General features: G+C 43.4%; 20 protein-coding genes and 1 other RNA gene. 8 read left to right on the forward strand and 13 right to left on the reverse strand.

The features are described 5' to 3' along the window. Positions 1 to 72 precede the first annotated feature (72 nt). Positions 73 to 430, reverse strand: a transfer-messenger RNA (tmRNA) gene (gene ssrA, locus R1T43_RS09975). A gap of 130 nt (positions 431 to 560) precedes the next feature. On the opposite strand from ssrA, the gene R1T43_RS09980 reads away from it, so the two are divergent. Next, complete coding sequence (locus R1T43_RS09980; protein WP_317355585.1) at positions 561 to 1877, forward strand: NADH:flavin oxidoreductase/NADH oxidase family protein; 1317 nt, start codon at positions 561 to 563, stop codon at positions 1875 to 1877. Between the two features lie 26 nt (positions 1878 to 1903). Here the strand turns inward: R1T43_RS09980 and smpB are convergent, their stop codons facing one another. Next, a complete protein-coding gene (gene smpB / locus R1T43_RS09985) occupies positions 1904 to 2383 on the reverse strand; it encodes an SsrA-binding protein SmpB (RefSeq protein WP_013783878.1) in 480 nt (159 codons plus the stop codon). A 233-nt stretch (positions 2384 to 2616) separates the two neighbouring features. Here smpB and R1T43_RS09990 point away from each other — a divergent pair, with 233 nt between their 5' ends. Both R1T43_RS09990 and R1T43_RS09995 read left to right on the forward strand, forming a co-directional pair. Continuing rightward, complete coding sequence (locus R1T43_RS09990; RefSeq protein ID WP_013783879.1) at positions 2617 to 3048, forward strand: type II toxin-antitoxin system RatA family toxin; 432 nt, start codon at positions 2617 to 2619, stop codon at positions 3046 to 3048. Continuing rightward, positions 3045 to 3416: an RnfH family protein gene (locus R1T43_RS09995; protein WP_317355590.1), complete on the forward strand. Its 372-nt coding sequence runs from the start codon at positions 3045 to 3047 to the stop codon at positions 3414 to 3416. Before R1T43_RS09990 ends, R1T43_RS09995 begins: the two co-directional genes overlap by 4 nt. A 179-nt stretch (positions 3417 to 3595) precedes the next feature. On the opposite strand, the gene R1T43_RS10000 is transcribed toward R1T43_RS09995, so the two are convergent. Together R1T43_RS10000 and R1T43_RS10005 are read right to left on the reverse strand one after the other, a co-directional pair. Then, a complete protein-coding gene (locus R1T43_RS10000; protein WP_317355593.1) occupies positions 3596 to 4075 on the reverse strand; it encodes a MarR family transcriptional regulator in 480 nt (159 codons plus the stop codon). 34 nt (positions 4076 to 4109) lie between these two features. After that, positions 4110 to 6080, reverse strand: coding sequence for a choline BCCT transporter BetT (locus R1T43_RS10005; RefSeq protein WP_317355597.1), 1971 nt, complete (start codon positions 6078 to 6080; stop codon positions 4110 to 4112). Between the two features lie 297 nt (positions 6081 to 6377). On the opposite strand from R1T43_RS10005, the gene R1T43_RS10010 reads away from it, so the two are divergent. The 3 genes from R1T43_RS10010 to R1T43_RS10020 all read left to right on the forward strand — a co-directional run bounded on the left by R1T43_RS10010 (position 6378) and on the right by R1T43_RS10020 (position 11727). After that, on the forward strand, positions 6378 to 9086 hold the full coding sequence (locus tag R1T43_RS10010) for a TonB-dependent receptor (RefSeq protein ID WP_317355599.1): 2709 nt from the start codon (positions 6378 to 6380) through the stop codon (positions 9084 to 9086). A gap of 119 nt (positions 9087 to 9205) precedes the next feature. Continuing rightward, a complete protein-coding gene (locus R1T43_RS10015; protein WP_317348500.1) occupies positions 9206 to 11176 on the forward strand; it encodes a tetratricopeptide repeat-containing sulfotransferase family protein in 1971 nt (656 codons plus the stop codon). A gap of 8 nt (positions 11177 to 11184) precedes the next feature. Further along, complete coding sequence (locus tag R1T43_RS10020) at positions 11185 to 11727, forward strand: DinB family protein (RefSeq protein ID WP_211070993.1); 543 nt, start codon at positions 11185 to 11187, stop codon at positions 11725 to 11727. Positions 11728 to 11774: 47 nt separating this feature from the next. Here R1T43_RS10020 and R1T43_RS10025 read toward each other — a convergent pair whose 3' ends face one another. The 9 genes from R1T43_RS10025 to atpD form a co-directional block, all read right to left on the reverse strand. Then, on the reverse strand, positions 11775 to 12599 hold the full coding sequence (locus R1T43_RS10025) for a F0F1 ATP synthase subunit gamma (RefSeq protein ID WP_317348503.1): 825 nt from the start codon (positions 12597 to 12599) through the stop codon (positions 11775 to 11777). 129 nt (positions 12600 to 12728) lie between these two features. Next, complete coding sequence (locus tag R1T43_RS10030; RefSeq protein ID WP_317348505.1) at positions 12729 to 14297, reverse strand: alternate F1F0 ATPase, F1 subunit alpha; 1569 nt, start codon at positions 14295 to 14297, stop codon at positions 12729 to 12731. Positions 14298 to 14306: 9 nt separating this feature from the next. Beyond that, positions 14307 to 15149 carry a F0F1 ATP synthase subunit delta gene (locus R1T43_RS10035; RefSeq protein ID WP_317348507.1) on the reverse strand — a complete coding sequence of 281 codons (843 nt, stop codon included), beginning with the start codon at positions 15147 to 15149 and terminating at the stop codon, positions 14307 to 14309. Positions 15150 to 15152: 3 nt separating this feature from the next. Next, on the reverse strand, positions 15153 to 15431 hold the full coding sequence (locus R1T43_RS10040; RefSeq protein WP_317348509.1) for a F0F1 ATP synthase subunit C: 279 nt from the start codon (positions 15429 to 15431) through the stop codon (positions 15153 to 15155). Then, positions 15431 to 16141: a F0F1 ATP synthase subunit A gene (locus tag R1T43_RS10045; RefSeq protein WP_317348511.1), complete on the reverse strand. Its 711-nt coding sequence runs from the start codon at positions 16139 to 16141 to the stop codon at positions 15431 to 15433. The genes R1T43_RS10040 and R1T43_RS10045 overlap by 1 nt, the downstream gene beginning before the upstream one ends. Then, positions 16131 to 16457: an ATP synthase subunit I gene (locus R1T43_RS10050; protein WP_317348513.1), complete on the reverse strand. Its 327-nt coding sequence runs from the start codon at positions 16455 to 16457 to the stop codon at positions 16131 to 16133. Before R1T43_RS10050 ends, R1T43_RS10045 begins: the two co-directional genes overlap by 11 nt. Next, positions 16444 to 16875, reverse strand: a complete 432-nt coding sequence (locus R1T43_RS10055) for an AtpZ/AtpI family protein (protein WP_317348516.1) — start codon at positions 16873 to 16875, stop codon at positions 16444 to 16446. Before R1T43_RS10055 ends, R1T43_RS10050 begins: the two co-directional genes overlap by 14 nt. 4 nt (positions 16876 to 16879) lie before the next feature. Beyond that, the gene (locus R1T43_RS10060; RefSeq protein WP_317348518.1) at positions 16880 to 17269 is read right to left on the reverse strand and encodes a F0F1 ATP synthase subunit epsilon; all 390 of its coding nucleotides are present in this window, start codon (positions 17267 to 17269) and stop codon (positions 16880 to 16882) included. Then, positions 17259 to 18668 carry a F0F1 ATP synthase subunit beta gene (gene atpD, locus R1T43_RS10065; protein WP_410549016.1) on the reverse strand — a complete coding sequence of 470 codons (1410 nt, stop codon included), beginning with the start codon at positions 18666 to 18668 and terminating at the stop codon, positions 17259 to 17261. Before atpD ends, R1T43_RS10060 begins: the two co-directional genes overlap by 11 nt. Before the next feature lie 321 nt (positions 18669 to 18989). On the opposite strand from atpD, the gene R1T43_RS10070 reads away from it, so the two are divergent. Further along, positions 18990 to 19316: a YceK/YidQ family lipoprotein gene (locus R1T43_RS10070; protein WP_057791568.1), complete on the forward strand. Its 327-nt coding sequence runs from the start codon at positions 18990 to 18992 to the stop codon at positions 19314 to 19316. Between the two features lie 138 nt (positions 19317 to 19454). Then, positions 19455 to 19664 carry a hypothetical protein gene (locus R1T43_RS10075; protein ID WP_317348523.1) on the forward strand — a complete coding sequence of 70 codons (210 nt, stop codon included), beginning with the start codon at positions 19455 to 19457 and terminating at the stop codon, positions 19662 to 19664. Positions 19665 to 19906: the final 242 nt, after the last annotated feature.

Here is a 19906-nt window from a genome sequence, read left to right on the forward strand (position 1 = left end):
TGACACACCGTTTTAGCAACACAAACAAAAAAGGTGCAAATCATTGTTTTAAAACGATTTGCACCTCTGAATTGGTGGAGCTGGCGGGATTTGAACCCGCGTCCAGAAAATGTCTACCTTTGGTACTACATGCTTAGTTTGTCTTTTCTTTAACTACTTTAGACCCCGACAAACAGGGTTCTTGGTAGCTGTCCCGATACTATTTCGCGGTTCAACCTCAGGAGAGTTTCCCTCGCTAGTTTGCTTGGATGACCTTCCGAATCCACGCTAGCAAACAAAGCTGTGGTGGAAGGGCCTATACCGGTTATTAAGCGGCTAGTGCGTAGTTTTCGTCGTTTGCGACTATTTGTATGCGGCTTTTTTAAGAGGCCAGCCGCACCTCTGCATGCACCTCCGGCTTCCAAGATCCTGTCGAATCCTAATCAGCCCCGAGTGTGAAAGCGCAGTATAACATAACTAGCTTGCGGTTAAATGATTTCTTTATATTTTGCTTTCAAAAGATGCATTTATCGTCAATAAGCATTAAAGTGTACCGGCTTAAAATTACATTTGAAGTGCTAATGTCATCTGACTCAATAATTTATACGCCTTATACCTTACCTTGCGGGGTAGTGGTACGTAATCGCCTTGTAAAAGCAGCGATGGAAGAGAACATGTCGAGTGCTGGCAGTCTACCTGGCAGTGCCTTATACACCCTTTATCGATATTGGGCGCATGGCAACTTGGGCATGGTCATTACGGGTAACGTTATGGTCGATCGTGAATCGATGACGGGCCCGGGCGGCGTTGTGCTAGACAAAGGTTCTCCCTTAGAACCTTTCGAGCGCTGGTCTAAAATTATCAAATCAAATGGCGCGCTGGCGGTGATGCAAATTAACCATCCTGGTCGTCAGGTATTTAAAGCCATGCAAGGCAAAGCAATTGCGCCTTCAGCCGTGCCGCTTGATATGGGTAAGCACTCGAAATTGTTTGCCGTTCCAAAAGAAATGACCTGCCAAGACATTCACGATGTCTGCAAACGCTTTGTTGAAACCGCAGTGCAAGCCCAAAAGGCGGGGTTTGATGGCGTGGAAATTCATGCAGCGCACGGTTATTTACTTACTCAGTTTTTATCGCCGCTTACTAATCAGCGACAAGACGAGTGGGGCGGTTCCATTATTAACCGTGCCCGTTTACTGATTAATATTGTTAGCCAAATACGCGCAGTATGCCCAAGTGGCTTTATTGTTATGGTTAAACTTAATTCTGCTGACTTTCAGCGAAATGGGTTTAGTTTTGATGATGCCTGTGAAGTGGTCCGTCGGTTAGAAGCGTTAAGAGTGGATGTAGTGGAATTATCCGGCGGAAGCTACGAAGCGCCTGCTATGCAAGGGCAAACTCGAGACGATACTACCCTTGCACGTGAAGCGTATTTCCTTGAATTTGCGCACACGCTTGAAACTAAAACCGATATTCCGTTAATGACAACGGGCGGTATTAAGCGAGCTGAAGTTGCCGAAAAAGTCATTCAACAAGGTTGTTCATTGGTGGGGTTAGCCAGTGCTTTGGCTATTACGCCTGATTTAGCCAAAAAGTGGCAGCAAGAATGGCGTTATTCGGGTGTTATTCCGCATTGTACGTGGAAAGATAAATCGTTAGCCAGCTTGGCAAATATGGCCATGGTTCGCCGTCAGCTTAGGCGCTTAGGTAATAACTTAACGACCTTACGTTCGCCATCGCCATTGTGGAGTTTGGTACTTGATATGATGCACCGCAAATCGATGACCAAGCGTGACGTTAATGCTAAAAACGGCAGTGTACAGCTTACCAATCAGACAGGTAGCAGTGGTAAAACCGTTAGCTCTAGTCATGTTAAGGCAAACCAACTCAACAAATAACGTGCAGCTTAAAGTAAAACACAGCGTTAAACGCTGTGTTTCATCATTCTTTCTTTCTGACGCTGCCAGTCTTGATCTTTCAATGAGTCTCGTTTGTCTCGTTCATGCTTACCTTTGGCAAGATTGATTTCTAACTTAACCCAGCATTTCTTCCAATACATGGCAGTGGCCACAATAGAGTAACCTTGTCGGTCTCTTGCGCCCATTAATCGGTCTAGTTCGCGTTTTTTCAATAATAATTTACGCGCACGTTCGGGTTCACACACAACGTGAGTAGATGCTTGGTTTAACGGGCTAATGCGACAACCTACCAAATACGCTTCGGCATTTTGAATAATCACATAGCAATCGGAAATGTTAACTTTACCTGAGCGAATACTTTTAATTTCCCAGCCTTGAAGCTGAATACCGGCTTCAAATTTGTCCTCTAGGAAATAGTCGTGACGCGCCTTCTTGTTTTGCGCGATAGTACCTGTGGTGTTTTTGTTGGCTTTATTCTTTTTCATGCTCGCTATTATACTGATTGCTGTATGAATGTCTGTATACCCATCACAATATTTATTAGTTCATTTACTAATATTTAGTGTTCACTCTAGCGCTCACCCAATACGCGAGGGTAATGTTACCTTACACAACAATGTGGGGGCGAAACGGAAAAAGCGAAGATGAGAGAAGGGGTTTTTCTGTGGTATTTTTTCTATGGTATAATGCGCCTTTCGATATTTATATAGTGAAGTACATGGCGAGTATACAACGCAGTGCATTGGTAGCACACAGCGCCCAGGCTATGTTCGACTTGGTAAACGACGTTGCGGCCTATCCGCAGTTTCTGCCAGGTTGTCGAGACAGCAAGGTTTTAGAAGCATCTGGCGAAAACATGAAAGCCTCATTGCTAGTGGCAAAAGCAGGCATTAAACAATGGTTCACTACCCATAACGAACTTGAACCAGGTAAGCGTATTGATATGCAGCTTGTCGATGGGCCATTTCGCTATTTAACCGGCGGATGGACATTTTCTGCGTTATCCGACGAAGCTTGCAAAATAGAGCTAAACCTAGAGTTTGAATTTACCAACAAGTTAGTAGAAATGGCGTTTGGCAAAATCTTCAATAATTTGGCAGCGAATATGGTTGTTGCGTTTACCGAACGTGCTAGGAGTGTTTACGCGTGAGTGAAGGCTTAATGAATATTGAAGTGGCTTATGCACTTCCTACTAAGCAATCTTTGGTTGATGTGGCGATAAAAGAAGGCGCAACCGTAGAAGAGGTAATTCAAGCGTCGAACCTGCTTAACGAGTACCCAGATATTGATTTATCAAGTACCAAGGTGGGCATATGGAGCAGGGTAGTTAAGTTACGTGATACTGTAAAAGCTGGCGACCGAATCGAAATATACCGCCCGCTTATTGCCGACCCGAAAGAAATAAGAAAACGCCGTGCCGAGAAAGCCAAAGAAGAAGGCCGCGCCGATAAAGTTACTGGTGGCCGGGTAAACCCATTGAAAGCTGCTGACAAACAAACAGGTAAGCAATCTGTCTAAAACCTTGGTTCAAAGCTCGCTTAATGCTCGTTACATTGATGCTTCGCGCTCTCACTGAAAAGCTTTTATAAGTACAAAAAAACAGCCAGCATAAGCTGGCTGTTTTGTTTTATTTTTTCTAGTTTCGTTTTGTCGTAAGCACTGCTTAAGACAATTTACGCAAACAGTATTCACTACACTTAGCTAGGTTTTTCCGAAATACTACCAAGCTCAAGGAACGGTGAAGCATCAATATCTTCAGCATCCATCATGCTTGCAATTCGCTGAACGGTAGCCACCATTTGGCTTTGTTCCCACTCTTTTAGTTGCGAAAAGCGCTCTACGAAGTGTTCTTGCAGTGGGCGAGGGGCATCAATGACTGCCACTTTTCCTTTTTCAGTAAGGAAAACGCCTACTTTACGCTTATCTTGCGTACTTCGGATACGGGTTGCTAAATCTCTGCCTTCAAGGCGATCAAGAATATTAGTAATGGTGGCAGGGCTTAGATTTATGTTTTCAGCGATTTCTCGCACCATAATTCCAGGCTTCTCCTGAATATTTTGCATTACTAACAGTTGCGGGCCTGTTAGCCCAACATGCTTGCTCAATTGTTTGCTGCGTAAATCCACGGCGCGGATCACGCGCCGTAGTGCAACCAACAATTCTTCTTCTTTTCGCATTTTATTCCTAATAAATCTGCAACCCTAACCCAAGCTACTTAAGCAAATGGATAAAGTGTTGATGCTTTTGAAACTGATCAATTACGTCATTAATAACTGAGATTTTCGACCATCCCATAATGTCGTAGTTTTGACCACCTTCACTTAAATGAACTTCTGCGCGATAGTACGTGGGCTTCTCGCCTTCGTCTACCTCTTGTAGCTCACTTGGGCCAAATTCTGGTTGATGAGTGGCTGATGGGTACACTGCGTATACAAAATCAGGGTCGCTACCCATGGTTACCGTTAACATAAGTGATTCATCGGTTTCATCAATCAAAATTTCAAATTGCTGAGTTTCGAACTCTTTACCTACTTCCGACATAGCAGGCTTAACAATTTTTTGCATATAGCGTCTGACGGCATTCTCATCTGGGAAAGTCACAATATTTTCTAATCGGTCTTTCCAGTTTTTATCGCCATCGTTGTGCTGCGGTGTACCTGCAAGCACTTGTAAGCTTTCTCGCTTGTACGCTTCAACTCGTAGTGCTTTTAGTAAGCCCGCAATGGCGATAAGCAGCACTATTGCGAAGGGCAGCGCCGAAGCAATGGTCATGGTTTGAAGTGCCCCCAAACCACCAGCATAAAGCAGAACCGCACTGACTACACCTACACCAACGGCCCAGTAAATTCGTTGCCACAATGGTGTGTCGTTTCTACCGTGCGAACACAGCATGTCTACAACCATAGCACCGGAATCACAAGATGTAACAAAAAACACGATGACCATTATGACGGCAATAAAGCTTAATATCGACGAGAACGGGAATTGCTCTAAGAACACGAATAGGGCGACAGCACTATCCTCGTTAACCATGGTGGCTAATATATCCTTACCATGCACTAACACTTGGTCGATGGCGCCATTACCGAATACGGTCATCCAGAAAAGCGTAAAAGCAGAGGGGATAAGTAATACACCCATGATGAACTCACGAATGCTACGGCCGTATGATATACGTGCAATGAATAAACCTACGAAAGGTGCCCACGCTAACCACCAGCCCCAATAGAAGATGGTCCAGCCACCAATCCAATCGGTTTTGTCATAGGCGAATAAGTTGAAGGTATTTCTAACTAAGTCAGATAGGTAAGCCCCCGTATTTTGCATGTAGGCTTGAAGTAAGAATACGGTTGGCCCCAATACTAGAACAATAAGAAGCAGCAAGATGGCTAAAACCATGTTGGTTTCAGACAAAATACGAATACCTTTATCTAACCCAGTCGCAACCGAAATAACCGCTAGGCCAATTACGCCAGCCATTATTAATATTTGAACGGTGGTATTTGAAGGTAAGCCAAATAAATAGTTAAAGCCTGCATTAACTTGTGATGCACCTAGCCCGAGTGACGTTGAAACACCGAACACGGTAGAGGTGACGGCAAAGATGTCCACAACGTGACCAGGCCAACCGTAAATCCTATCACCAATCAACGGGTACAGTGCAGAACGTAGTGTTAGCGGTAAGTTTTGACGATATGAAAAATAGGCCAATATCAAAGCCACTACAGCATAAATTGCCCATGCATGGACACCCCAATGGAAAAAGGTGGTTTTCATGGCTTCTCGCACTGCATCAATACTTTCCGCTTGTGCAGTTGGCGGTGCAAGAAAATGCATTAACGGTTCGGCTACCCCGAAAAACATAAGTCCAATACCCATACCTGCAGCAAACAGCATAGATAACCAAGTAGTGAACTTAAATTCAGGTACGGCATGGTCGGGGCCCAGCTTAATCTCGCCATAACGAGACATGCCAAGATAAACCACAAACAACAAAACAATTGCTACCGTCAGTACGTAGAACCAACTGCCATTCGTCACTATGACGTCTTGAATAGTTTTGAAAAGTGAATCGGCGGTTTTAGGCAAGGCTGCTGCAAAAATGAGCAGGCAAGCTATAATTATGGAAGACGTGTAAAACACGGGTTTATTTAAGGGTGATGTGTTCTCAGTTTCGCTCACGCTAGTATCAGTCCTTTCTCTTATCTGTCGACTTAGAGTTGTTACGTCGAAATATACAGCATGGAACAACTTTTATAAACTTTGATTGTAATTATTAGAACTGATTCTTTAATTGATTGGTGTTTTTATAATTTCACGTTATTAAACGGGGGGAAACTAAAGTATAAGTGATTAAATAATCGTTAGAGTAGAAATTAATCACCGTTTGTGGGTTAATATAAATGATATCTTTGAACAGCATTTTAAATAAACTCAGTTCAAAGAATAAAAAATCACATAACAGGGAAAACACACATTATGCGTAAAACTCAGCTTAGCTGTGCAATTGTTGCTGCATTGGCATCTACACCGTTGCTCGCTCAAGAATCTGAAGCGCCAGCGAAACTTGAAACTATAGAAGTTACAGCCACTAAACGCGCCGAATCTATCCAAGACGTTCCTGTCGCCGTTACTGCACTTAATGGTAAAGCACTCGAAAATTTAGGCATCGATAATTTTCAAGACTATGTTGAATTCTTACCTAACGTAGTCTTTCAGGGTACAGGCCCAGGCCAAAACGAAATTTATATTCGTGGCGCGGCAACTACCCAATCAAACATCATGTTATCTTCTGTTCAAGCACTACAACCCTCTGTTGCTTTCTATGTAGATGAACAGCCTGTATCAATGGCTGGTCGTAACTTAGACGTGTACGCTACTGACGTTGCGCGTGTTGAAGTGCTTCCTGGGCCACAAGGTACGTTGTTTGGTGCAAGCTCTCAGGCAGGTACAATTCGTTTGATCACGAATAAACCCGACCTAAACAGTTTTGGTGCTGGTTTTGATACTAACATTGGTTTCACCAAAGGCGGTGAAATGAGTAACTCGGTAACGGCTTACTTTAATTTGCCACTGACCGACAAGTTAGGTTTCCGCGTTGCGGCTTACAACGATAAGCAAGGCGGCTGGATAGATAACGTAATGAACGTTCCCGGCGAAGGTGGTTACATTGGAAGTGCGGTAGTTATCGACCGTATCTCTGGCGGCGTACTTGCTGATCCAGTTGCTATGGATCAAAACCGCGTGACTAGCCCAGGCGTTAACTCTAACGAAGAAGCATCTGTTGTATCACCACAAAATGATGCGCTTGTTGAAGAAGACTTCAATGATGCAATCTACACGGGTGCACGTTTCGGTTTGTTATATGAATTTAACGATGACTGGGATTTGTTGGTTCAACATACTCAACAATCGTTAGATACTGAAGGTGTATTTGCATACGACCCTACGCTTGAGGGCGAAAGTTCTGCGCTTCGCTTTCAACAAGAAGAAAACAAAGATGAGTTTGGCTTAACAACGTGGACACTAGAAGGTCGTTTAGAAAAACTAGATCTTGTTTACACTGGTGGTTATTTAGATCGTGAAATCGATACCTTAGCCGATTACACGGGGTACACAAATGGTGGTGCTTTTGCAGCGTACTATGTATGTAACCACTATGAATCTGGTGTTGAAGCTGAAGATCAGCGCTGCTTAGATCCTACCAAGTACTTCAAAGAAGATACCACTACAACCCGTTCTACACACGAGCTTCGTTTTGTTACAACCATGGATATGCCTTGGCGTGTAACCGCTGGTTTGTTCTATGATGATCAAGAAGTGGCCACAGTAGGGCAGTTCAAAATTGCCAATACAGACGGCGAACTAACGCGATTTGGCTTTAATAACCTACAAAGAACCCTAGTAGGTACTGATGGTATTAATAGCGACGGTGGTCCGTTCCCATCAGAAATAAGCTTTATTAACGACATTACTCATACCGTTGAGCAAATTGCGGTATTTGGTCAGTTTGAATACGACATTACCGATTCACTCACCGCTAGTGTAGGCGCACGTTGGTATCAAATTGATGATAAATACACAGGTTCAACTTCTACTGTTGACGTAACACGCCGTGTTCAAGCATTTGGTTCACTTGACCCAGATGAGTTAGCCGCCGTTGGCCTAGACCCAGATGCAGTAAATGCTGCTATTGCTAGTGGCCAGCTAGAAACGGATTTATTAGGTAGCGATGGTGTACTTACCGTTGACGATACTATCTTCAAGTTCTCACTAGATTGGAAGGTAAACGACGATTTATTATTGTTTGCTAACTACTCTGAAGGTTTCCGTCCGCCGGTAACCAACCGTGTTGGTGGTGGTTTGGCGAAAAACCAAAGTGGCGCATTTGAAAACTTCCGTATTCCTGTGTACTCAACCACAGATACCCTCGATAACTACGAGCTAGGTGTGAAGGGCGATTTCTTAGATGGTATTTTACGTGTAAACGCGACGGCGTATTACTCTGAAATTAGCGACTTACAAACGTCGCGTTTTGACCCTACCAATATCTCATTCTTAGTATTTACCGACAACGTGGGTGATGCAGAGATTCAAGGTTTAGATGCTGACATAACTTGGTTAGCCACAGACGATTTAGTGATTAACGCCGCATTCAGTTTACTAAATACTGAATTAACTAGCGTAAATTCTGAATTAGAAGGTATTGCAGCAGGTGTAGGCTCTGAGCTTCCTTATTCTGCAGGTTTCTCTGGTAACATTAACGCCCGTTACTTCTTCGAATTAGAAGGCGACAAGCGTGGTTATGTGAACGGCTCTGTAAGCTACACGGGTGACCGTTATGCGGGCATGGTAATGGACGCTTACGTAATGGAAGATGCAACGCAACTAATTTATGGCACAGGTTCTGGCCTTAAAATTGAAAAGCATGCAGATGTTTACGAAGGGGTAACCTACGCTGATTCAAATGGCAATACCTTCGAAGGTGGCCGTTACGTACAAGAGTCTTACATGCTAGCTAACTTGGCCGTTGGTGTAACTAACGACATTTGGAAAGCCGAGCTTTATATCGATAACGTGTTTGATGAAAGCGCGATATTAAATATTGATACTCAGCAGTTTACACCTAAGGTAGTAACGAATCGCCCACGTACAATTGGCGTGCGCTTTTCTTACGATTACTACTAAACACAAGTTGTGTAATCTGACTTTGGTGTAATTTGAACTTCATGTAATATGTTACACCTACCTAAAACGGCATGCCTTAGGGGATGCCGTTTTTTTATGTTTTTAGGCATGCTGTATTTATGAATTCACAAGAACAACAAACTCTTACTGCACTAAAACAAAGTTTGATGCAGTCTAATCATCAGTATGTTATTGCGCAAAGTAAGCAGTTTCTGAATGCTAAACCCAGCGAAGACGCTACCCGCGAAGCCATGTATGTAATGGCCGTGGCCTATAGACTTGCCGGAGAAATTAAAAGCGCAATAAGTACATTGTTGCAGCTTGTCGAAATATTTCCTGATTACGGCAGAGGCTTTCAAGAATTGGGCTACTGTTATGCACGCGATGCTGCCCATAGCGATGCTGCGAATGCTTTTTATCAAGCTACACGTTTCAACCCCGCACTTGTTGCAGCATGGCAGCAGTTAGAGGCCGTATACAAGCGAGACAATCAACCTCAAGCTTTGGCACTCGCACAACAACACATTAGTTTCCTGCAAAGTCTGCCCAAACCATTGCTTGGCGCACATGACTTAATGCACGAAGGCCAGTTGCATAAAGCAGAACAGGTATGCCGTCAGTTCTTAGCCAAAAACAAACATCACTCTGAAGCCATGATGCTGCTCGCTGAATTAGGGGTACAGTTGAAGGTATATCATGATGCCGAGTTTTTATTAGAAAGCTGTGTTGCGCTTTACCCTGAAAATGATAAAGCCCAAGCGGCTTATCAAAGTTTGCTGGCTAAATTGGGCAAATTCCCGCAGGCGGCTAAAGTGGCACGAGCGCGCTTAGCACAACAGCCAGAAAGCTTTTCCATAAAAGTAAGCTTAGCCCATGCGTTAGTGGGTGTTGCTGAGTTAGAAGAAGCCATTGGTATTTATCATAGTTTACTCGCCGATAAGCAAGATCGCCCCGCACTGTGGGTTGCGCTAGGCCATGCGTTAAAGGCCAAAGGCGATGTGAAAGAGGCAATTGCTTCTTACGAAAAAGCCGCTGTGTTTGCGCCTGATTTTGGCGACGCGTACTGGAGCTTGGCTAATACGAAAACTTATCGTTTTGATGATAACGCTTTGACGGAAATGCAACAGCAAGAAGCGCTTGAAACCACAAAGCTAGACGACAGAATTCACCTTTGCTTTGCGTTAGGCAAAGGCTTTGAAGATGCCAAGCAGGCCCCCAGAGCATTTGAATATTATAACAAAGGCAACATCTTGAAAAAGCGCACGCATCGCTTTGATATTGCTCGCACAGAAGCGGCACTTGAAGCCCAAGCATCGGCTTGCGATGCAGAATTAATGAGTGAGTTCAGCGGCTGCGATGCGCCCGATCCTATCTTCATTGTGGGGTTACCTCGCGCGGGTTCCACCTTATTAGAGCAAATTTTGGCGTCTCACTCTATGGTAGATGGCACCATGGAGTTACATGATATTTTAGGGATTGCATCTAGCTTAAGTAATCAGAAGAAAGCGTATCCGTACAATCTTGCCGATTTATCCGATGAAGCGTGCATTGCCCTTGGCGAAAAATACATGGCGCAAACCCAAGCTTATCGTCAGTCTGCCCCATTTTTTATTGATAAAATGCCGAATAACTTTGTGCATATTGGGCTTATAAAGCGCATTTTGCCAAACGCAAAAATTATCGATGCTAGGCGCGACCCCATGGATTGCTGCTTTAGTGGCTTTAAGCAGTTATTCGGGGAAGGGCAGGAGTTTAGCTACTCCTTAGATGATATTGGCCGTTATTATTGTGCTTATGAAAAATTAATGGCCCACTGGCATTCTGTATTGCCCGATCATATTCTAACCGTTCAGCACGAAGATGTGCTTGATGATTTAGAAGGGCAAGTGCAGCGCATACTTGATTATTGCGGTCTGCCATTTGAACCGGCTTGTTTATCGTTCTATGAAACCAAAAGGGTAATTAAAACCCCCAGTTCAGAACAAGTACGCCAGCCTATTTACAAAACTGGCATGCAGCAGTGGAAGCCTTTTGAAAGTTACTTAGATGAACTTAAGCTAGCATTAACTAAACGAAGCGACATGTCTTAGGAAACGTTATGTCTTTGAAAAATAGCTTCACATTGATGGCTCAATACAATCAGTGGATGAATGAGTCTGTATATTCAGCGGCATTGCAATTAAGCCCCGCTGAATTGAGTGAAGATGTGGGCGCTTTTTTTGGATCTATATTAGGCACGCTTAACCACATATTGGTTGCCGATATTATCTGGCTTCAACGATTTGCACAGCATCCTGATAGGTTCAGCGAGTTAGACAGCGTAATAGCAATGCCGCTTCCTAAAAAGCTAGATGAAACCCTTTTTGACGATATAGCGTTACTACGCGAGCAAAGAGTGAAAGTGGATGAGGCTATTTTGGCCTTCGCTAATGCCTTATCAAGTGAAGTGCTTACCACTGACTTGTCATTTCACGATACTGCGGGCGTGCCGCATACGAAAAACTTCGGTCAACTTATACTGCACTTATTTAACCATCAAACACATCACCGCGGACAAATTACTACATTACTTTCTCAGCGTGGAGTAGATGTTGGGGCTACCGATTTACTGGAGATAATCCCTGAGATTAAGAACACCTAAGTTGTTAAACAAAAAACTCATTTTCATTCTCCAAAATTGTCCTCTCTTCAATTTTCAGACAGGGCTTCAAATCCACTTACCAAGTCGGAAAGCTCTTCATCAATGCCTTGCTGCCTTTGACGGTGAAATTGTCGGGAAAGCTCGGTTTGAATTTCTTCTATATTTTTTTCAGCACGTTGCATGGCAGTTAATCTACTTGCGTTTTCACTGGCCAATGATTCAGTACATGCCCTATACAAAGTAGTAAATAAATACTCGCCAATTAACGCACTAAACGTTTTCTTTGAATCAGTGAGCAATTGAGGTAAGCAACGGGAAGGCCAAGGCGTTACTATTAGCTTTTGTTGCCATTCGTTATCAAGCGGCAATACCTTCTGACTATATGCTTCATACTTTGCATTGGGTAAACTGCGGTTAAACACAATGTGTAGTGCAGATAATTCATTTGATTGCAGTAGTGCTTCTATTTCTTGCAGCAATGAAGTGACCAATCCTGTTACTGCATTAATTGAATTAGGGAGCGCAAATGGCTGCTCTATAGGTATATTCAAACTACTTAAGTGAGTCTGAATACGTTCACCAATGGGCCACACTCGCTTTTCACCTGGCAGCGCATTCATCCTGTTTAACAGATGGGAAACCAACGCGTCGTTGAATTTACCTACTAGTCCCTGATCGGAACCAATGGCGATGAACCCAACTTTCCCTAAAGACGTGGTTTTGTTCGCTGTCGCATAGTTTACGGCTTTGATATTTACGTGATTATGACGAAAATAAGCCACTAACCCGAGCTGTACAGTTTTGTAATAGTCATCGAGTGCTGAAACCGCCATTTCATACTGGCTAATATTGGCTGCTGCCATTGCTTTCATGGTCCTCACCACCGATTTTAAGTCTGTGGCACTATTAATTTTACGCTGTAGTCCGCTGCTCAGCTCTCCCACGTTAGCTCTCTCACATTATCTCTCTCATATACAGCTATACATATTAGCTCTGTCACGTTAACGCTCCTCGCCAGAAAACGTTTTAGTAACGGGTGTTGGTTCCACACTAGCCAGTTGTGTCTTTATCATGGTCAGCACAGTGTCGCTCTCTTCATCGGACAATGGCTGTGCTGATGCTAATTTTTCATGCAATGCTGGGGCTAATGTACCAAGCCCCTCTATGATTGAAGCTTGCGCGCTATCAATTAACGCAAGCGCAATGGTATCCAGAAGCCCTTTGGTAAGGGCGAGTAAAATGGCAATTTGCGCGGCTACTGAAAAGGGATGGGATTCCGCTTGTTTCATGCACGCTCGAATGCGTAATCCATGCTCTATGGCTAAAAGGCTATCGGAGTCTAGTCGTGCACCAAACCGTGCAAAGGTTTCTAGTTCTTCAAATTGGGCATACGCTAGCTTTAGGGCACCAGCGACTTTCCTAAAAGCGGGTCTTTGTGCTTTGCCGCCAACGCGAGACACTGACTTCCCTACATCTACCGCCGGCAGTACGCCAAGGGAAAACAAAGTCGGCGATAAGTATATTTGGCCATCAGTAATGGATATTAAATTAGTCGGTATATAAGCCGACATATTTTGCTCTTCAGTTTCAATAATAGGCAGGGCGGTGAGTGAGCCGCCACCTAGTGCTTCGTTTAGGTGTGTGGCACGCTCTAAAAGCCGAGAATGCAGATAAAAAATATCTCCTGGAAATGCTTCACGTCCAGGCGGTCTGCGAAGTAATAATGATAGTTCGCGATAAGAGCGAGCATGCTGCGTTAAGTCATCGTAAACAATAAGAACATCTTTACCTTGTTGCATAAAATACTCGGCAATACTGGTTGCGGCATAAGGTGCAATGTAATCTAGCCCGGGAGGATCATTTCCCTCTGTTACCATAACTACTGTGTATTCCAGTGCATTGTTGCGTTGTAATGTGGTGATGGTTTTGGCCACTGACGCCGATTTTTGACCTATGGCGCAATAAACGCAAAGTGCATTTTTGTCTTTTTGATTTAAAATAGTGTCGATAGCTATCGCTGTTTTACCCGTCTGACGGTCACCCAGTATTAACTCTCGTTGGCCGCGACCAATGGGCAACAAAGCATCCAACGCTTTTACCCCTGTTTGTAGAGGCTCGGTGACAGGGGAACGTGACATAATTTCTGGTGCCGGTCGTTCAATGGGGAGCCGTTCTCGGGTAACAATATTGCCTTTAGCGTCTAGCGAATTGCCCAATGGGTCGATAACTCTGCCTAGTAGCTCATAACCCACTGCTATATCCATTACGCGGCCAGTCCGCTTAACTTCGTCACCTGCATGCAGCGCAGTGTAGTCGCCTAGCATTATGACGCCAATCTCATGCTCATCAATATTAAATGCTATACCGTAAATATCGTTTGGGAAAAGCAGTAATTCTTCAAAGCCAGCACCGAATAAGCCTGACACAATCGCAATGCCAGCTGATACGCTTTCAATGGTGCCCATTTCCTGCAAGCTGACGTCAGGATGATTAGATTCACGGATATACTCAAATTGATCAAATACATATTGATAGCGTTTTTTTAAGGCATTGGTAGTAGAGTCGTTCATGTTATGACCTTAACTGCTAGCACTTAGCGAATGGTGTTCGTTGTCGACGGGCATACTTGTGCCGTTCTCTTGGTATTGAACATCAAGAGACATTTCTACCTCACGTTGCAATGCATTTAACGTTTCATTAGCGCTCCAACTGAGTTTCCAACCACCAAAAGCAAGTTCTAAACCCGCAATCAACTGAGGATCTACCTCTAAGTCGAGGGTTATAGTCAGACTTTCGCCGCTAGTCTGTTCAGTTAGTAGGCCTTGTAAATATGCTTTTAGACGCTCACATTGTGCTTGCGATAAAGGGGCGATGCTACGTACCTTCGCATGTCCTTGGTTATTTTGGATAGCCTGGTTTAACCCAACGTGTCGCTCTGCATTAAGGGCTTTAAGGTGTGATAAAAGTTTGTCGAACATTTTGTCTTGAAGTTGTTGGTCTGAAAGTTCGCTGATTACCTTACGGCTAAGGGCAAACACTTCTTTCACGCTTTTATTAATCACATCGTTTTGTAACGTTTGAATTTCAGTATTCAAAGCCGCGGTACGTTTTATTGCAAATGCATCTGCTTGTACTTTCGCATTTTGCATGGCGGCTAAGTGTGCTTTCTGTGCTTCTTCTTTAGCGAGTTTAATAATGGCTGAGCGTTCAGCATCTATATTCGTCAGTTTATCCTTGTATTGGTTTTCAAGGGCCTCTGCGTTTTTCTTTTTGGTTTCTGCACTAGATATAACACGTGAAATTTTATGTTCCCGTGCATCAATACCATCAAGAATAGGCTTGTATAAAAAGCGCTTAAGTAGCCACACTAAAATCAGAAAATTGATTATTTGTGCAATAACAGTAAACCAATCGATAGGCATGGCTTAGCCTCCATTTTGGGCGATGATATAATTCCAAAATGGGTTACTGAACAACACAATCATTGAGACTACAAAACAATAGATGGCCGTCGACTCAATCATGGCGAGCCCTACAAATAAGGTTCGGGTAATGGTAGGGGATGCATCGGGCTGCTGAGCCAGCGCGTTTAGCGCACTGGCTACCGCTTTTCCTTCTGCAAGCGATGGCCCAAGCACGCCAATACCTATGGTAAGACCTGCGGTAATGATTGAGCAAATTGCGATTAAAGTAAGACTATCCATTATTCTGCCTTTTGTTGTGGTGGCGTTAGGGTAAGGGAGGCTTTTGCACTAACCGTGCTGGCAGCGGCAATGTAAACCGATGCTAAAACAAAAAAGATGTAGGCTTGAACCATACCGGTCAGCAGGCCAAGCAGCGACATGACAACAGGGAATATCAAAGGCGAAATGACCAGTAGAATAGCTAAAATCATAGCGCCACTCATCATGTTGCCAAACAACCGCACGGCAAGGGCCAGGGTGCGTGAAAGCTCGCCTACAATATTAAAGGGCAACATGAAATACGTGGGTTCAGCGTAAGAAAGCAAATATTGCTTCACCCCTTTGTTTTTTATTCCGTAAAAAGGCACAGATACAAATACACAAAAAGCCAATGCAATAGTGGTGGATAGCGAACTACTTGGCGGCTCAAATCCGGGGAAAATAGTCAGTAGGTTTGCCATTGCAATGAATAAAAACAACGTGCCCAGAAAACCCATGTAGCGTCGTGGTTTTACTAAGCCCGCATCTGAAATTTGTTCATTGATGGTAATGACTATTATTTCCAAGGCGTTTTGCCAGCGTGAGCGATGACTTTTTTTATTGAGGTTACGAGTGATGAAATAGGCACTTACCACCAGTAACGCCATAATGGCCCAAGTAAAAACAAGCGTAGCGCTTATCTTAATAGCACCATACTGCCAATAAACAATTTCATCGGGACTAAGGTGCATGATGGAGTGCTCCTTTTTCTGCGTCGGTAGGATTGGCTTTGTTAATGACTTTAGTCATTAGGATTCTTCCTATCACAAAGCCAACCAAGCAGGCTATAAGGTGCCAAATATCATTATTACCAACCCAGTAAAAAACAGTTATCGCCGTACCCATACGAACTAAGATACTGCCTAAAAACCATAGTGCTGGGTGCGTGGCATTAATGCCTTTTTTCACGGTAAACCACAGGGCATAGAAAAAACAGCAACCTAGTACTGCGCCTATTAGAAAAGGGAAGATAAGCGAGGTTAAATTAACATTTTCAGTGAGTGTCATTACTAGGTAGCTCCTTATTTTTATCCGTTTTCTTTAGTTTTTTCGCCTTTGGCTCAGCGTTGCTCTTAGTGGTGGAAGTAGTCTGAACAGAGAGGCTATGCATTGCTGCATACTCCTTACTCACCCAATTCCACGCAATAAAACAGCCCAACGTTAACCCCGCCAGTAAAAATATAAGGGTATAAGAGCGAGAATCATTGATACTGGCGTCAAGCCAAACGCCTAATGCAATACCCAAAAGCGTGGGAAGTGCCACAGACCAACCCACAACCCCTATTAATCCTAATCCAAACCACACGCCCGGGTGTTTATGGCGCTTAGCATGTAACTTTAATGCCACTTTCTTATCTACTTGGTGAGACATGCTTTGTTTGCGTGGAGGCCTATTGTTTTTAGCATTAATGGGTGGTTTATCCATGAAGCTACTGCTTAGACAGTGACGAAAATTGTTTAAGAAATCCAGATTCCAACTTAGCTAACACAGCCCGCAGGGCTTGTTGTTCCTCATCCAGATTAATAAATTCTTGGGTAACCGCTTGTTGCAAGGTTTCAAGAGATTGCCCACCTATCGCTCTTCTAACGGATATAGATACTTGCTTCCCCGTTTTCACTAACACCCCTTGATCAATAGCAATAAATTGCGGCTCTTGGTTACTACATTGATAAGTTAAAATTCCAGGCAGCAAGGGAGTGATGCAATCTAAACGATGTGGAAGAATGCCGAAGCTTCCTGAAGGAGTTTCAATGATAAGATTGCTGATGCCTGACAGCTGGGCAAATATCTGGTTGGGTAATAGAATATTAACCTGCATGATGTGCCTCATCCTCTGCTTTTTTAGGTGCTTTTTGACCGCTAATGGCGTCATTGATATCGCCAATCATGTACAAGGCGCTTTCGGGATACTCATCAAACTCGCCGCTTAAAATACGTTCGCAGCCTTCTAATGCTTGCTCGATGCTAACGAACTTACCTTGCATGCCAGTAAACTGCTCGGTAGTGAAAAATGGTTGGGTAAAGAAGCGTTCTAAACGACGAGCCCTTGCCACAACATTACGATCTTTCTTAGATAACTGTTCTAAGCCCAACATGGCAATGATGTCTTTTAATTCGTTGTACTGGGCAAGAATATGACGAACCTGTTGTGCTATTTGGTAATGCTTGTCGCCAACCACATTAGGGGTGGCCAGTTTTGAACTGGACTGCAACGGATCGACCGCCGGGTAGAAGCCTTCACTCGCGCGTTTGCGTGACAACACTAAGGTGGCTGATAGGTGAGAAAAGGTATGTACTGCTGCTGGGTCAGTAAAATCATCAGCAGGCACATAGACTGCTTGAATAGAAGTAATGGCACCGCTTTGTGTATTGGCGATACGTTCTTCTAAACTTGATAACTCAGTACCTAATGTTGGTTGGTAACCCATTCGCGATGGCATTTGCCCCATTAGGCCAGACACTTCAGATCCTGCTTGAATAAAGCGAAATATATTGTCGATAAGCAACAGCACATCTTTCTTTTCGTCATCACGAAAGTACTCAGCCATGGTTAACGCACTATGACCTATTCTAAAGCGACTTCCAGGAGGCTCATTCATTTGTCCGAATAACATGACCATGTTGTCTAATACTCCGGCCTGTTTCATCTCGCGATATAGCTCTTCTCCTTCTCTGCAGCGTTCACCAATACCGCAAAATATACTCACGCCTTGTTGGTGGCTTACCATGTTGTGAATCATTTCGGTGAGCAAAACGGTCTTGCCCACGCCAGCGCCACCAAACAAGCCTGCCTTTCCGCCTCGCTCAAGCGGACACAGAACATCAACGATTTTGATGCCAGTTTCAAATATCTGTAGCTGGCTGGAAATACTAACAAGGGGAGGAGGGGATTGATGAACACTACGAAGCTCTGCATCGTCAGTAAAAGGTTTACCGTCTATGGCTTCACCAAACACATTGAACATTCTGGTGAGTATTGAAGGGCCAACAGGCACCTTTAAAGGGCCTTGTGAGCTTTTTACAATCATACCGCGAGCTAAACCCTGGGTAGGCGTTAGCGCAATAGTACGCACTTTTTCTGCTGAGAGTTGAGAAACCACTTCTAACGTTATCTTACCGTCATTAGCGTAAATGATCGTGTGGATATCTGGGAGTTGATTAGTAAAACGAATATCAACAATACTCCCCCTTACCGCTACAATAACGCCATCATGCATCGCATCTATTTGTTCTTTCCGTGAATCTATCACTTGGTGCTCGCTCATTAAAAGATGCTTTTACACCAATAGAATACGCCGTTTATTTATTGAACAATTTGACCTTTATCAAACTTTTGAAAGTTTAATTTAAACACGGGGCCGTTTTAATATTGATCTACTTTGGATATGAACTTCATGCAGTGACAGCATAAGAAGTTGAACATGACTCATGCCGTTGTTTTAAATTGTAGTCGGGTAATGGTATTGTTGGCTAATAGACCGCTGATGTAATCAACATTAGTTTGACAATGCTCACTTAATAAATGGAATTAGTAGTATATGAAAATTTTGTCTCTCGCCATCCTATCTTTAGCGTGTTGCTCCTGTGCCACTGTGAAAACAATTTCCCCTGACAACAACCATGTTCAAATTGAACATCAAGGTAAGAAAAGCTACTGCGAAGAAATTCCTCGTGTATACAGTGGGTTCTCATATAATGTATGTTTGTTAAACGGTGAACCAAGCCGCCGGGAAAATATCGGTTCTACGGTTGGGAAAGTCCCTTTCTTTGTTATTGATGCGGCGTTTTCTATTGTGGCAGACACTATTGTTATTCCATACACCGCAGTACAACAGATAGACAAAGGCAGTATTAAAGTTAACTAAGTTGCACTTTAACTAAATTTATTATAATTCAATAACTTGTGTGAAAGTTGGCAACTTTACGTAAAGGCGATTGTATGATGAACATCGCCTTCGCTAAGGTGGTTATCTTATCGAAGATGAAACGAAGGATTTTTTGCTATGAATATTAATGCAACATTGTTTGGACAAGTTATTATTGTCTTTGCTGTACTGATGGCTGCTGTTGGCTATTATTTAGGGAAGCGAAAAACCCTGTCGCCCATTCTTACCTCTATCATAGCTTTCATCGCTGCACTCGTGCCGCCGTTAGCAATTATATTTCTAATCGTACTGGTACTAAAAAACGATGTGAAAACGTCAGAAATATAATTTTTGATTTACTAAATCTATTCCTTAGGGCGTAGCAGCAGGTTTTAGCCTACGCCATATTTGAAGCGCTCACCTCTGAGTTTATTTTCAAAGTCTATATTGTGACGGTAATACTACTTAACATATTCGGTTACACCTTGGTCTTTGTTTGTACCTCATTTATTGTCTATTCTGCCATTAAGTTTATAAATTACCCCAAAGCATCTATCAGCGGCTTGGTCAGTTTTACATGAAGCAGGGAC

It is taken from the genome of Alteromonas sp. CI.11.F.A3 (assembly GCF_032925565.1).
Classification (GTDB): Bacteria; Pseudomonadota; Gammaproteobacteria; order Enterobacterales; family Alteromonadaceae; genus Alteromonas.

Bases quoted from the DNA above. Each gene is read 5' to 3' on its own strand.
- R1T43_RS09980 (WP_317355585.1), top strand. From the start codon at position 561: ATGTCATCTGACTCAATAATTTATACGCCTTATACCTTACCTTGCGGG.
- smpB (WP_013783878.1), bottom strand. From the start codon at position 2,383: ATGAAAAAGAATAAAGCCAACAAAAACACCACAGGTACTATCGCGCAA.
- R1T43_RS09990 (WP_013783879.1), top strand. From the start codon at position 2,617: ATGGCGAGTATACAACGCAGTGCATTGGTAGCACACAGCGCCCAGGCT.
- R1T43_RS10000 (WP_317355593.1), bottom strand. From the start codon at position 4,075: ATGCGAAAAGAAGAAGAATTGTTGGTTGCACTACGGCGCGTGATCCGC.
- R1T43_RS10010 (WP_317355599.1), top strand. From the start codon at position 6,378: ATGCGTAAAACTCAGCTTAGCTGTGCAATTGTTGCTGCATTGGCATCT.
- R1T43_RS10015 (WP_317348500.1), top strand. From the start codon at position 9,206: ATGAATTCACAAGAACAACAAACTCTTACTGCACTAAAACAAAGTTTG.
- R1T43_RS10020 (WP_211070993.1), top strand. From the start codon at position 11,185: ATGTCTTTGAAAAATAGCTTCACATTGATGGCTCAATACAATCAGTGG.
- R1T43_RS10025 (WP_317348503.1), bottom strand. From the start codon at position 12,599: ATGAAAGCAATGGCAGCAGCCAATATTAGCCAGTATGAAATGGCGGTT.
- R1T43_RS10030 (WP_317348505.1), bottom strand. From the start codon at position 14,297: ATGAACGACTCTACTACCAATGCCTTAAAAAAACGCTATCAATATGTA.
- R1T43_RS10035 (WP_317348507.1), bottom strand. From the start codon at position 15,149: ATGCCTATCGATTGGTTTACTGTTATTGCACAAATAATCAATTTTCTG.
- R1T43_RS10040 (WP_317348509.1), bottom strand. From the start codon at position 15,431: ATGGATAGTCTTACTTTAATCGCAATTTGCTCAATCATTACCGCAGGT.
- R1T43_RS10045 (WP_317348511.1), bottom strand. From the start codon at position 16,141: ATGCACCTTAGTCCCGATGAAATTGTTTATTGGCAGTATGGTGCTATT.
- R1T43_RS10050 (WP_317348513.1), bottom strand. From the start codon at position 16,457: ATGACACTCACTGAAAATGTTAATTTAACCTCGCTTATCTTCCCTTTT.
- R1T43_RS10055 (WP_317348516.1), bottom strand. From the start codon at position 16,875: ATGGATAAACCACCCATTAATGCTAAAAACAATAGGCCTCCACGCAAA.
- R1T43_RS10060 (WP_317348518.1), bottom strand. From the start codon at position 17,269: ATGCAGGTTAATATTCTATTACCCAACCAGATATTTGCCCAGCTGTCA.
- atpD (WP_410549016.1), bottom strand. From the start codon at position 18,668: ATGCATGATGGCGTTATTGTAGCGGTAAGGGGGAGTATTGTTGATATT.
- R1T43_RS10070 (WP_057791568.1), top strand. From the start codon at position 18,990: ATGAAAATTTTGTCTCTCGCCATCCTATCTTTAGCGTGTTGCTCCTGT.
- R1T43_RS10075 (WP_317348523.1), top strand. From the start codon at position 19,455: ATGAATATTAATGCAACATTGTTTGGACAAGTTATTATTGTCTTTGCT.